The organism is Promicromonospora sp. NPDC023987, assembly GCF_040639055.1.
Classification (GTDB): domain Bacteria; phylum Actinomycetota; class Actinomycetes; order Actinomycetales; family Cellulomonadaceae; genus Promicromonospora.
Genome location: NZ_JBEZZF010000047.1, coordinates 18493 through 31554, shown reverse-complemented (window position 1 = coordinate 31554; position 13062 = coordinate 18493). Strand labels below are relative to the sequence as shown.

At 71.9% G+C, this 13062-nt stretch carries 9 protein-coding genes; 6 read left to right on the top strand and 3 right to left on the bottom strand.

Annotated features, from left to right (window positions below):
- Positions 1-71: 71 nt before the first annotated feature.
- Positions 72-1364: a PHB depolymerase family esterase gene (locus tag AB0F40_RS19095; RefSeq protein ID WP_357470998.1), complete on the top strand. Its 1293-nt coding sequence runs from the start codon at positions 72-74 to the stop codon at positions 1362-1364.
- Positions 1365-1380: 16 nt separating this feature from the next.
- Here AB0F40_RS19095 and AB0F40_RS19090 read toward each other — a convergent pair whose 3' ends face one another.
- Complete coding sequence (locus tag AB0F40_RS19090) at positions 1381-2859, bottom strand: helix-turn-helix domain-containing protein (RefSeq protein WP_357471039.1); 1479 nt, start codon at positions 2857-2859, stop codon at positions 1381-1383.
- 279 nt (positions 2860-3138) lie between these two features.
- Here AB0F40_RS19090 and aceA point away from each other — a divergent pair, with 279 nt between their 5' ends.
- Complete coding sequence (gene aceA, locus AB0F40_RS19085) at positions 3139-4488, top strand: isocitrate lyase (protein ID WP_357470995.1); 1350 nt, start codon at positions 3139-3141, stop codon at positions 4486-4488.
- A complete protein-coding gene (aceB, locus tag AB0F40_RS19080) occupies positions 4488-6308 on the top strand; it encodes a malate synthase A (protein ID WP_357470992.1) in 1821 nt (606 codons plus the stop codon). Before aceA ends, aceB begins: the two co-directional genes overlap by 1 nt.
- 109 nt (positions 6309-6417) lie before the next feature.
- Here the strand turns inward: aceB and AB0F40_RS19075 are convergent, their stop codons facing one another.
- Together AB0F40_RS19075 and AB0F40_RS19070 are read right to left on the bottom strand one after the other, a co-directional pair.
- A complete protein-coding gene (locus AB0F40_RS19075) occupies positions 6418-6990 on the bottom strand; it encodes a GNAT family protein (protein WP_357470989.1) in 573 nt (190 codons plus the stop codon).
- 118 nt (positions 6991-7108) lie between these two features.
- Positions 7109-8590, bottom strand: coding sequence for a DUF222 domain-containing protein (locus AB0F40_RS19070; RefSeq protein WP_357470986.1), 1482 nt, complete (start codon positions 8588-8590; stop codon positions 7109-7111).
- A gap of 410 nt (positions 8591-9000) precedes the next feature.
- Here AB0F40_RS19070 and AB0F40_RS19065 point away from each other — a divergent pair, with 410 nt between their 5' ends.
- From AB0F40_RS19065 to AB0F40_RS19055, 3 genes are all read left to right on the top strand, one after another.
- Positions 9001-10662, top strand: a complete 1662-nt coding sequence (locus AB0F40_RS19065) for a PHP domain-containing protein (RefSeq protein WP_357470983.1) — start codon at positions 9001-9003, stop codon at positions 10660-10662.
- Positions 10663-10744: 82 nt separating this feature from the next.
- Positions 10745-11308 (top strand): hypothetical protein, encoded by a 564-nt coding sequence (locus AB0F40_RS19060; protein ID WP_357470980.1) that lies wholly within the window; start codon positions 10745-10747, stop codon positions 11306-11308.
- 88 nt (positions 11309-11396) lie between these two features.
- Complete coding sequence (locus AB0F40_RS19055; protein WP_357470977.1) at positions 11397-13007, top strand: D-alanyl-D-alanine carboxypeptidase family protein; 1611 nt, start codon at positions 11397-11399, stop codon at positions 13005-13007.
- Positions 13008-13062: the final 55 nt, after the last annotated feature.

Genomic DNA, 13062 nt, shown 5'->3' with positions numbered 1-13062 from the left:
TGTCCCCGATGTCCGACCGCCGCGAGCGCAACGGAGCGCCCGGGCGGCACGACCTCACCGTGGAGGTTCGCATGACACACCCGTCCCCGCGTTTGCCCCGAGACCGGGCCCGCCGGCGCGCATACGGCTGGCTCGCCGCCGTCGCCCTGGTGCTCACCGCACCCGCCGTGGTCGCCCTGGCCGGGCCCGCCACCGCCACCGGAACCCCTGTCACCAGCGACGTCGCGGCCGCCGGCGCGTGGTCGTCCCGCACCGCCGGCGGCATGGCCACCCAGCTGTACGTGCCGACGTCGGAGCCCGCGCTGGCGGCCGGCCGTGCGCTGATGGTCAACCTGCACGGGTGCGTGCAGACCTCGACCGACCTGAGGAACGGGGGCAACTGGGCGACGACGGCCGACGAGCACGGCATGGTCGTCGCCGTGCCGGCGGCACCGAACGGCGGAGTGATCCTCGGGTGCTGGGACTACTACGACACGTCCCACTCGCGGTCGAACCCCGCGCGGCACGACGACAACCTGCTGCGGCTCGTCGACAACCTGCTCGGCGACGCCTCACTCGGGATCGACCCGAACCAGGTGTACGTATCGGGGCTCTCGTCCGGCGGCGGCGAGACGATGGTGCTGGGCTGCCTCGCGCCGGACGTCTTCGCCGGGATCGGCATCGACGCAGGGCCCACGGTCGGTACGACGTCGGGCCAGATCGGGTACGTGGCGACCACCCAGGCGCAGGCCACGTCCACGTGCCGCGGCTTCGCCTCGACCGCTGCGCCGAGCTTCGACACGCAGGTGACCTCAGTGGTGTACGGATCGTCCGACACGACCGTCGCGACGGGCTACAACACGCTGAACGCGCAGGTCATGGCCGGGATCTACGGTGCGACGGCCCGGTCGACGTTCTCCCTGTCGGGCCTGGAGGGCACCAACACGGCGGGCACCGGCACCCTGTGGTCCGACGTCGCCGGGCCACGCGTGTCGCTCGTCGCCAACTCGAACGTGGGCCACGCGTGGCCCGCTGGGGGCGGCCCGGGTGGTCCGTACATCTCGACGAGCTCGGTGAGCTACCCGGCGTACGTGACGGACTTCTTCTTCGAGCACAACCGGCGGGTGGACCGGTCGGGCGAGCCGACGGACCCACCGACGGATCCCCCGACGGACCCGCCGACCGACCCGCCCACCGAGCCGTACTGTGGCGCGGCCTCGAACGCGGAGCACCAGGCAGCGGGCCGGGCGACGTCGTACGGCGTGGACCCGTACAACCCGTTCTACGCGATCGGCTCGCTCGACTACCTCGGGCAGGGCGATGCGACGGTGACGACGCTGCGGGAGACCACGGAGGGCAGGTTCGACCTGGTCACGGCCTGCTGACCAGCACGTGCGCCGCTCAGCCCTCGGGGGCGTGCTGCTCCAGGAACCGGTAGACCTCCGTGGTCTCCACGCCCGGGTACGCGCCCGAGGGCATCGCCGCCAGCATCGAGGCGTGGGGCCGCGCCGAGGGCCAGGCGAAGTCGCCCCACTTCGCGGACAGCTCCTCCGGCGGACGCCGGCAGCACGACTCGTCGGGGCACAGCGAGGTGTTCCGCTCCGTCGTCTCGCGTCCCTCGAACCACTTGACGTCCGCGAACGGCACGCCGACCGACACGGAGAACGCGCCGTCCGACGTGTTCTCCACGCGGGAGGTGCACCAGTAGGTGCCCGACGGCGTGTCGGTGTACTGCGCGTACGGGTTGAACCGGTCCTCGACGTCGAACACCCGACGCGCGGTCCACTGCTTGCACACGTGCTGACCCTCGACGGCGCCGAGGGCGTCGGACGGGAACCGCACGCCGTCGTTCTCGTACGCCTTGTGCAGGATCCCCGACTCGTGGACCTTCATGAAGTGCACCGGGATGCCGAGGTGGCGCGTCGCGAGGTTGGTGAACCGGTGCGCCGCGGTCTCGAACGACACCCCGAAGGCGTCGCGCAGGTCCTCGATGGCGATGGACCGATCGTCCTTGGCGTCGCGCAGGAACTTCACGCCCGGCTTCTCCGGGACCATGAGGGCCGCCGCGAGGTAGTTCGCCTCGACGCGCTGGCGCAGGAACTCGCCGTAGTCGCCCGGCTCGGTGTGGTCGAGCACGTGCGAGGCGAGCGCCTGGAGCAGCGCCGACCGGGTGTTGGAGCGGCCGCGGAAGCCCTTGGACGGCAGGTAGAGGCGCCGGTTCCGCGTGTCGATGACCGATCGCGTCGAGTGCGGCAGGTCGCTGACGTAGTGCAGCGTGAAGCCGAGGTGCGCGGCGATCTCGGCCGCCATGCGCTGCGGCAGCGGCCCGGACGTGTGCCCGACGTCCGCGAGCAGGCCCTTGGCGACCTGCTCCAGCTCGGGCAGGTAGTTGTCCTTGGCGCGCATGTCGCCGCGAAGCTCGCCGTTGGCCCGGCGGGCCTCCTCGGGCGTTGCCGCGCGCTCGGTGTGCAGCCGCTCCAGCTCGCGGTGCAGCGCCAGGATGGTCGAGAGCGCGTCGTGCGGCAGCGACTTGCCGATGCGCACGCCCTCGATCCCCAGCGACGCGAACAGCGGCCCGCGCTGCACACGCTCGAGCTCGATCTCCAGCGCGTCCCGCTCCGACGGCGCCTCCGCCGACAGCAGGTCGTCGACGCCGGTGCCGAGCGCCCTGGCGATGGCCTGCAGCTGCGAGAACTTCGGTTCCCGCTTGCCGTTCTCCAGCGTGCTGACCTGCGACGGTGCCCGGTCGATCGCCGAGGCCAGGTCGTCGAGCGTCATTCCCCTGCTGGTCCGCAGGTGCCGGATGCGCCGGCCGATCGTGAGGGCATCCGGCTCGGTGTCTACCGGGCCGCCCGCCGGCACCGACGCGTGACCGGGCACCTGGCCGAGCGCCTGACCGGGCACCCTGCCGCGTGGCCGACCCGTCGCCTGGCCTGCCCCGTTCTGCGTGGGACGCGAAGAAGTCACGTTTCGCGCGGTTCTGCCATTGCCGGTGGTTCCTGCCATGCCCGAGGGTGACATACGAAGAGGCTTCCGTTCAACAGAAGAACCAGCTTTCTTCTACTCAGATCTGCTTGAGAAGTGGGTTGCGCAGGGCAGAAGGTCGTAACACGTCACCCGGCAGCGCGGTGACGACGTTCCACCGAGAAGGAGATCGCCATGAGCGCACCCACCATCGATTCAACGGACGAGGCGACTGTGTCCGCGACGACCGCGTCGAAGCCCGTGCGCACCGGCGACCAGGTGCAGACGGCCGCGGAGCTGCAGCAGTCCTGGGACTCCGACCCGCGCTGGGCCGGCATCGAGCGCACCTACACTCCCGAGGACGTCGTCGCGCTGCGCGGCTCGGTCGGCGAGGAGAGCACGCTCGCCCGCCGCGGCGCCGAGCGCCTGTGGCGGCAGCTGCACGAGGAGGACTACATCAACGCCCTCGGGGCGCTGACCGGAAACCAGGCCGTGCAGCAGGTCAAGGCCGGCCTCCAGGCCGTCTACCTGTCCGGCTGGCAGGTCGCCGGTGACGCGAACCTCTCGGGACAGACCTACCCCGACCAGTCGCTCTACCCCGCCAACTCGGTGCCCGCCGTGGTCCGTCGCATCAACAACGCGCTCCTGCGCGCCGACCAGATCGACGTCTCGGAGAACGGCACCCCGACCCGCGACTGGCTGGCCCCGATCGTGGCCGACGCCGAGGCAGGCTTCGGCGGCCCGCTCAACGCCTACGAGCTGATGAAGTCGATGATCCAGTCGGGCGCCGCCGGCGTGCACTGGGAGGACCAGCTCGCCTCGGAGAAGAAGTGCGGCCACCTCGGCGGCAAGGTGCTCATCCCGACGCAGCAGCACGTGCGCACGCTGAACGCCGCCCGGCTGGCGGCCGACGTCGCCGACGTGCCCTCGATCGTGATCGCCCGGACCGACGCGGAGGCCGCGACCCTGATCACGTCCGACGTCGACGAGCGGGACCTCCCGTTCATCACGGGTGAGCGCACCGCCGAGGGCTTCTACAAGGTGACCAACGGCATCGAGCCGTGCATCGCCCGGGCCAAGGCCTACGCGCCGTACTCCGACCTCATCTGGATGGAGACCGGCACGCCCGACCTCGAGCTCGCGCGCAAGTTCGCCGAGGCCGTCAAGGCGGACTTCCCCGACCAGATGCTGAGCTACAACTGCTCGCCGTCGTTCAACTGGAAGAAGCACCTGGACGACGACACCATCGCGAAGTTCCAGCGCGAGCTGGGCGCCATGGGCTTCAAGTTCCAGTTCATCACCCTGGCCGGCTTCCACGCCCTGAACTACTCGATGTTCGACCTCGCCCACGGCTACGCCCGCGAGCAGATGTCGGCGTACGTGCGGCTGCAGGAGGCGGAGTTCGCCGCCGAGGAGCGCGGCTACACCGCCACCAAGCACCAGCGTGAGGTGGGCACCGGCTACTTCGACCGTGTGGCGACGGCGCTCAACCCGGACTCCGCCACCACTGCCCTGGCCGGCTCGACCGAGGCGGCGCAGTTCTGATGACCGCGACCATCGACACCCGCCCACAGGGCGCGAACCCCTTCGACCCCGACGCCGGCCTCGCCGGCATCGGCACCCCGCCGGCCGCACGTACCGGCTCTGTCCCGGCGGTGCGGAGCTCGGCACCGAGCACGCTGCCGAGCGGCGGGGTGGGCGCCTCGAGGACCGGTGCCCGCCGGGGCGTGATCACCGTGACCGGCGCCGTCGGCCCGCGCTACGGCGAGATCCTGACCACCGAGGCGCTCCAGTTCCTGGCCCTGCTGCACGACCGGTTCGACGCCGCCCGCGACGAGCTGATCGCGCAGCGCCAGCTCCGCCGCCAGGACATCGCCGACGGCAGCGACCCCGACTTCCGGGCCTCCACCCGGCCGGTTCGCGACGACCCGGACTGGCGCGTCGCGGGCTCCCGGGGCGCACCGGGCCTGGAGGACCGGCGCGTCGAGATCACGGGTCCCACCGACCCGAAGATGACCATCAACGCGCTCAACTCCGGCGCCCGGTGCTGGCTGGCCGACGCCGAGGACGCGTCCAGCCCGACCTGGCCCAACGTCGTGGAGGGGCAGCTCGCCCTGCACGACGCGATCCGCGGCACGCTCAGCTTCACGAACGAGGCGGGCAAGGAGTACACGCTGCGGTCGTCGGACATCGCCGACCTGCCGACCATCGTGTTCCGGCCGCGTGGCTGGCACCTCGACGAGGCCCACCTGCGTTACACGGACTCGAACGGCATCACGAGCAGCGCCCTCGGCGGGCTCGTGGACTTCGGTCTCTACTTCTTCCACAACGCCGCCGAGCTGATCGCGCGGGGTCGCGGGCCGTACTTCTACCTGCCCAAGCTCGAGGGCTACAAGGAGGCACGGCTCTGGAACGAGGTGTTCGAGGTCGCGCAGGACGCGCTCGGCATCCCCCGCGGGACCATCCGCGCCACCGTGCTCATCGAGACGCTGCCCGCGGCGTTCGAGATGGAGGAGATCCTGTACGAGCTGCGCGACCACTGCGCGGGGCTGAACGCCGGCCGCTGGGACTACCTGTTCTCGGTGATCAAGTGCTTCCGCACGCGCGGTGACTCGTACGTGCTGCCCGACCGCGCGCAGGTCACCATGACGGCGCCGTTCATGCGTGCGTACACCGAGCTCCTCGTTGCCACCTGCCACAAGCGGGGGGCGCACGCCATCGGCGGCATGAGCGCGTTCATCCCGGACCGCCGCAGCCCCGAGGTCACCCGGGAGGCGTTCCAGCGGGTCGCCGCGGACAAGAAGCGCGAGGCCGGGGACGGCTTCGACGGCACCTGGGTGGCGCACCCCGACCTCATCCCCGTGGCCGAGGCCGAGTTCGATGCGGTGCTGGGGGACGCGTCGAACCAGGTCGGCCGACTGCGGCCCGACGTCGTCGTGGGTCAGCACGAGCTGCTCGACATCGCGTCGGCCCGCCGGGCGGGTGCCACGGTGACGTCCGCCGGCCTGCGGTCGAACGTCTCGGTGGCCGTGCGCTACCTCGACGCCTGGCTGCGCGGTACCGGAGCCGCGGCGCTCGACAACCTCATGGAGGACGCCGCGACCGCCGAGATCTCCCGGTCACAGGTCTGGCAGTGGATCGCCTCGGGCACCGTGACCGACGACGACCAGCTGCCGGTCACCCGGGAGCGGGTCGAGGCGCTGCTGCTCGACGTCGTCGCCTCGCTGCCGCCCGACCACGGCAACCGCATCGAGGAAGCGGCGGCGATCTTCCGCGAGGTCGCCCTGCGGGACGCGTTCCCGCCGTTCCTGACGAGCCCCGCCTACCAGGGGCACCTGGTGGGATCGCCGGCCGACCAGGCCTGAGGTTCGCCCCCTCCACAAGCTGCCCGACGCCGCGCCGGTCGCCGTTCTCTCTTCGGCCCCACCACCCCTGGGGGTCTGACCGGCCCGGCGTCGGGTGTGGCACTGGCCCTTAGCGGGCTGCGCCCGGCGTGATCGGCGGCCTCCACTCTCGCCTGATCAACCCGAACACCCACGTGTCCGAGACTTCGCCGTTCACGACGCACTCTTCCCGCAGCGTCCCCTCACGGACGAATCCGGCCTTCTCCAGGACCCGGGCAGACGCCACGTTGCGCGTGTCGGTCTCGGACTGAACTCGGTTGAGGTCCAGCGTGTCGAACGCCCACTGCAGCAGGGCGTGCGCGGCTTCTGTCGCGTAGCCGTGGCCCCACATCGCGTCGTCGAGGCAGTAGCCCAACGACGCGCTGCGGTACTCCGGGTTCCACCCGGTCAGACCGCACCAGCCGACGAAGGCTCCGTCAGAAGCACGGTCGATGGCCACTCGTGCCCCTGTCCCTTCGTCGGCCATCTTCCGGCACATCGCGATGAAGCGCTCCGCACGAGTCTGTTCGGTCCACGGTGGAGAGTCCCAGTAGCGCATCACGAGGGCGCTGCTGTGCAGTGCGAAGAGCGGGGCGGTGTCGGCGTCGGTGAAGGGCCGCAGACGCAGGCGAGCGGTGTGCAGGCGGGGAGTGACCAAGGACATGCGTGCCATCGTGCGCCATGACGGGGCGTGGCGGATATCGAATACTCGGTCCCGGCCTGACGACGCCGATGCGGCTGGGCGCCGCGTGCCGGCCCGGGCTCGGAGAGAGCCGGGCGTCTCAGGTTGCGCGGGCTGCCGGTCGTAGGTGGTGGCGCACTGGTTGGCGCACCCGGCACGACAGGGTGACCGGGCCGGTCGCTCGGCCCGACTGCGTGTCAGGCCGCGCGACCGTCGTCACGCCCGGCGGCTGCCCGTCGAGCGGCGGTTTGCTTCGTGCCGGTCGTGGGGGCTGGGGTGCGACCGACCGGTACTGCTGTCCGGTCGGTGTGGTGGTGGTGACGGTGTGTCTACCGGTCCGGGGATCGGCTTCCGTGGCTGCGGACCAGCCGGGTGTCTCTTTGGCCTGGTTGCAGGCAGCACACAGGCCCTGGCCGTTCGCCAGGGTGGTGTCCCCACCGCGGCCTGCCGGAGTGATGTGGTCGAGGTGCCGGATCGGTGCGTCGCACCAGGAGGTGCGACAGATGCCCTGGTCGCGCACGCGGAGCAGGTCGGCGAGCCCGTCGACGAAGAAGCGCTGCTTACTGCTGGTGCCCACCAGGTCGCCCGTGCTGGTGGTGTAGACGGCGCGCAGCCACGCAGCGTTCAGGTCGAGTCCGTTGGCGACGAGGTTGCGTGCTACCTGTGCGGGGATGGGGCCGTGTCCCGCGCCGGTACCGTCCAGCACGACGGCGGGTTCGTGCCCGCCGGCGAGCAGCGCCTCGTCCGAGACGACCAGGTGCACCGTGACCGGGACGTCCCCGGCGTTCTCTTGGCCCGTGATCCGTTCGACCAGCGTGTCGGCCATGATCTGCCCAGTGGGTCGTTCGTCCCCGCCCGTGTGCCGGGCGGTCTCCGCGGCGAGCTTCAGCGCCGCGTAGGTCTGCACGCCCTCGGCGACCGGGAGCAGCGCCGTCAGGTACGTCATCGTGTCCGGCGCCGGGCGCAGGGTCACGCACCGGTCGGAGACGGCCTTCGCGGCCCGCTTGGTCAGCGCGGCGGGGTCGAGCCGCGCCGCGTGCTCGGTGATCAGTGCGACCAGCCGCCGGGTACCCACACCCTCCAGCACGGCCGGGTCGGCACAGAGGTCCGCGTCGATGGTCTGGCGGTCTGCCAGGGTCAGGCAGGCGGTCTCCTTGACCAGCACCGTCGCGCGTTCCTGGGACAGTCGTCCCTCCCGCAGGGCGTTGAGGGTGTGGGGCATCTCGGTGCACCAGACCGTCGCTACCCCGAGCAGTGACCGGGCCCGGTGCGGCGAGACCCGCAACGCGAGCCCGGCCTGCTGGGCCACGCTCGTCTCCGCGTCGCGTGCCGCGGACCTGACCGTGACCGGGATCTGCCGGCCGCGCTTGTCGTGCGCGGTGCCACCCGACGCGAGCGCCGCCTCTTTCGCGGCCCGGACCTCCTCGTCGCGCAGGTCGACCAGCACCTGCGACTGCACGGCCACGACACCAGCGGCGAGCTCCTCCAGGGCGCGCAGGGTAGCGACCCGCGAGGCGGCGTCGGCCGGAGCGGAGCTGGACAGCAGCCACGCGTGCAGGGCCGCGACCTTGGCGGCTGTCACGTCACCGGCGAGCGTGCTGGAAGGGCCGGCAACGTCGGCGGCAATGACGGCACCGCTGCAACCACCGCCGACGTCGGCACCCGTGTGAGCGTCGATTTCAGCGTCAGTGACGAGTGCCAGGCTGGCACCGACCCCGCCTCGAGCGTCAGAAGGCGAGGCCGCGGGCAACCTGCCGCCGGCCGGTCGCCCCGCCACTGCTCGCTCTCTGAACATGCCATTATTCTATAGCACACCCGTTCTATCCGCCTCTTGAACGCCTGTCCCCTCCTGTTCGCCGATGGACTGCCCGGGTCGGAACCGAGCCGACGGCTCGACGGCCGACCGACAGTCGCCGGACACCCCAGATTCACGCGTGCGCCTTCAAGCAGCGCGACCCTGTGACGTCACCATGCTCTGCCGCAGGAGGAACCATGCCCACCCCGTTCCGCGCCACCGATCTGCCTGCCTGGGCCGATCCATCGGTCCCCGCCTCGTCGCTGGACCCGCAGGGCGCCTCACGCCGCACCTTCCTGCGCCTCGGCATGGCCGGTGGGCTGGCGCTCGCCTCCGGCGCGCACGCCGGAACTGCCGCCGCCTCGGGTCGCCCCGGTGATCCGCGGCTCGCGTGGCTCGTCGGCGACCACCACGTGCACACGCGCTACAGCCACGACGCCAAGTACGACTTCGACCAGCTTGCCAAGAAGGGTGCGGAGCTCGGCCTGGACTGGATGGTCTTCACCGAGCACAGCAACCACGGGCACCGCGACAAGGGCGCCGCTGCCGAGCACGCAGAGATCATGGCCGCCCGGGCACGCAACCCGCGCCAGCTCATCTTCCAGGGCCTGGAGTGGTACATCCCCGCCGCTGAGCACGGCACGGTGTTCGCCGCGCCCGGCCGGCACGAGGTCGAGCTGCTGCGCGAGTTCGAGCGCCGGTGGGACGCCAAGCTCAACGGCTGGGACGCCGATCTGCCCGAGAACGAGCAGCGCGCCGTGGAGGCACTGCGCTGGCTCGCCGCCCGCAGGACGAGCGGCTACGTCGACGACGTTCTCGTGCTGGCTAACCACCCGTCCCGCCTCGGCATCGACTCACCGCACGAGATCCGGGCCTGGCGCGACGCCGCGCGCGGCGTCCTCATCGGTATGGAAGGCGCGCCGGGCGCCCAGGGCGACGCCGATCCGGCCTGGGTGGCCTACCGCGGCAGCACGGGGGCCCAGCGGGGCGAGTACAACAACGCGCCGCGTCCGGACTCCTACTCCGGCTACCCCATCGAGGCCTACCGAACCTTCGGTGGCTTCGACTGGATGACCGCCACCGTCGGAGGCATGTGGGACGCGATGCTGGCCGAGGGCACCCTGTTCTCGATCACCTCCAACTCCGACAACCACCGCACCATCTGGGACACGTGGCGCGACGGCGACATGCCACCGGGGCAGAACTTCGACTCCCTGGGCTGGAAGCCGTCCCCCGTCGACACCGGGACGCCGCAGCCCGGAAGCGACTTCTGGCCGGGCGAGTTCAGCCGCACCCACGTCGGCGTGACGCGGCACGGCTACCTCGATGTCATGGATGGCCTGCGCCGCGGCAGGGTCTGGGTGGACCACGGGCACCTCGTCGACGGGCTCGACGTCCGCCTTGTCGGCGGACGTGGCGGCCGCGGTAACGGGACCACGCTCGGTGGCCGGCTCACCGTGGAGCGCGGGACCTCGATCGAGCTGATGATCAAGGTGCGCAGCGCGCACCGGCGCAACCCGCACGGGGTCCTCCCCCGGCTCGCTCACCTCGACGTGATCCGGGGCACCGTCACTGGCCCCTCGACCAACCGGGACAGCTGGCGGGCGCCCGAGACGCGCGTGGTCGAGCAGGTCGACACCAGCCGTCGACACGGCACCTACAACCTGCGCATCCCGCTCGGGCGCATCACCGAGTCCTGCTACATCCGCCTGCGCGGCAGCGACGGCAACCGTCATGGCACCGGATTTCTCGGAGCGTCGATCGACCCCGCGGGCCCTCTGCAGCACGCCGACAACGACGGCGACCCGTGGTCGGACACCTGGCTCTACACGAACCCGATCTACATCGACGTGCGCTGAGCGGCGGTGCCCAGTCAGTGCCACCGCGACCCCGGATGCGCTACGTTTCGGTGCCCGACCCACCCTTTGTCGATGGAGCACGATGCACCGCCTGATCACCACGTCCCTGGCCCTTCTGCTCGTGAGCGGGTGTGCGAGCACCGTGGCCGGCGCGCCTGAGCCGGCCGCATCGACGCCGCAGACGACCGAGCCATCCTCCGCGTCGACGCCCCGGACACCAGAGCCGGCCGCCACCGCGCCGTCGGAGGCACCGCGCCTCGGGGCCGAGGAGGCCGCCGTCGGGTACCTGGAGATCGTCCGCCCGTACAACGAGGCTCTCGAGGCGCTGGAGACGGCGATCAACACGGGGCAGCCCGTCGATGTCCAGCAGGAGCAAGCGGTCGCGACCTTGACAGCGCTCCGCGCGGAGATCAAGGAGCTGCGCGACGTGCGGTGGCCTGCCAAGGTCGAGCCGCACGCCCTGGCCCTGGCCGACGCAGGCGACCAGGCGGTCCCATCGTGGGAGGCGGCGGCTGCCGCGACGACGTCCGACAGCATGGTCACCGCGGTGCTGGCCGCGCTGGAGCACGACGATCAGGCCGCTGCGGACGCGATCCGCCGGCTGCTGGCCCTCGACCAGTACGAGGAGGGCGACTACTCCTCGTAGCAGCTCGCCCGCTCCAGCGCAGACGGTCGCCGCAACGACCGGGCCTCGCCACCGAGAGCTCCATCGCCGGTCACGCGGCGTTTGACCAGTGACGGAACAGCCGAGCGAGCACAAGCCAGGTGCGGCGTTCGTCCGCGAGCACGGGGCACGGCTGCGCCGGGCGGCGGAGAGCCGACACGTCCGCCATGCGTGGACCGGGGTGATCGCCCTGGCGATGACCGGTGGAGTGCTCGTCAGCGCGTCGGCCAGCACGGCGACGTCGGGCCTGCCAGTACTGGACGCGGCCGAGAGCACCACGGCGGCGACGGCACGCCGGTCCGCCGTGGCCGCGCCGTCCAGCCCGGGCAGCAGGGGTCACGAGACGCGAGCCCCCGAGGCCGGGACGGACGGCGTCACGGTGGGCCAGGTGCTGGCGGTGCTGGACCGCGCCGAGCGCACCCTGCGACAGGCCTCGTCGCCCAACCCGCGGGTGGCGCAGGCCGGAGCCGAGCTCGGGATGCTCTACACGACGTACGAGGCCCAGCAGTTCGCGCTCGCCGCGGCCGCCGAGCCCCTCCGGGTGGAGACCGCGCCGGTGGCCGGCCGGGCGCGGACGACCCCGGCGACCGAGGCGCTGTCGGCGGAACCGGTGTCGCGGGTCGTGGCGATGGCGTCGCAGCAGGCTCCCGCCCACCCGGTCCGCGCCCACGCCCACCCCGAGCAGCAGGGCACCGGGTACGTCACCTTCGACGAGGTGGCCGTCGCGGCGATGCGGCTCGCGAACATGCTCGATCCCTCGTCGCCCAGCGCGCTGGTCGAGACGCTGCCCGGCGCCGAGCCGTCGCTGCGCCGCAGCCTCCTGGAGACCGTCGCCGCCTACGGCGAGTCCACCGCTGGATACGCGAACGGCCGCATCCCCGCCGACGCGCTGTGCCCGCTGCCGTTCGCGCCCGGGCACCTGCTGCGCTGCGACGCCGCCGAGCGGCTGACGGCGCTCAGCGACGAGTTCGAGAAGGAGTTCGGCTACCCGATCCCGCTGACGGACTCGTACCGGCCGTATGCGATGCAGGTTGCGGTCAAGGGCAGCAAGCCACACCTCGCGGCGATCCCCGGCACCTCGAACCACGGCTGGGGCCTCGCGATCGACCTGGACGACCCCATCGCGGGCGGTAGCTCCCCCGAGTACGTCTGGCTCCGGCTCCACGCGCCTGACTACGGCTGGGACAACCCGTCCTGGGCCCAGCTCGACGGCGCCAAGCCGGAGCCCTGGCACTTCGAGTTCTTCGCGGCCGGCTCCATCCCGAACCGCGCCATCGACCCGGCCGACGTCGGCACGTGGGCTCCCTCGGCGCCAGCAGCGCACGGCGACTCGAGGCCGGAGCTCCGTCCGGCGTCCGGGGGGAGCCCGTCCAGCACGAGGCCGGCGCAGGACAGTGCGGACGAGCACGGGACGGGCGGCGGCTCACAGCCCGTCGACGAGCCGGCGGCACCTGCCGAGCCGGAGCCGTCGAAACCTGCTCCCGAGGAGCCCACGACGGCGAAGCCGTCCGAGCCCGAGCCCACCGATCCGCCCACGAAGCAGCCGGGTAGCGGTTCCGACGCCATCGACGACACGGTGCGGGCCGTGGACGACACCGTCAACGGGATCGTCACGGGCGTCGGCGACGCGGTGGGCGGCCTGCTCGGCGCCGGTGGGACGACGAACGGCACGGGCAGCTAGGAGCACCGTACGAGTGGGCGCCGCCGGTCGTCCGGCGGCGCCCACTGGCGTTCAG

Excerpts from the sequence above, each read along its gene's own strand:
- AB0F40_RS19095 (WP_357470998.1), top strand. The coding sequence starts at position 72 with ATGACACACCCGTCCCCGCGTTTGCCCCGAGACCGGGCCCGCCGGCGC.
- aceA (WP_357470995.1), top strand. The coding sequence starts at position 3,139 with ATGAGCGCACCCACCATCGATTCAACGGACGAGGCGACTGTGTCCGCG.
- aceB (WP_357470992.1), top strand. The coding sequence starts at position 4,488 with ATGACCGCGACCATCGACACCCGCCCACAGGGCGCGAACCCCTTCGAC.
- AB0F40_RS19075 (WP_357470989.1), bottom strand. The coding sequence starts at position 6,990 with ATGTCCTTGGTCACTCCCCGCCTGCACACCGCTCGCCTGCGTCTGCGG.
- AB0F40_RS19065 (WP_357470983.1), top strand. The coding sequence starts at position 9,001 with ATGCCCACCCCGTTCCGCGCCACCGATCTGCCTGCCTGGGCCGATCCA.
- AB0F40_RS19060 (WP_357470980.1), top strand. The coding sequence starts at position 10,745 with ATGCACCGCCTGATCACCACGTCCCTGGCCCTTCTGCTCGTGAGCGGG.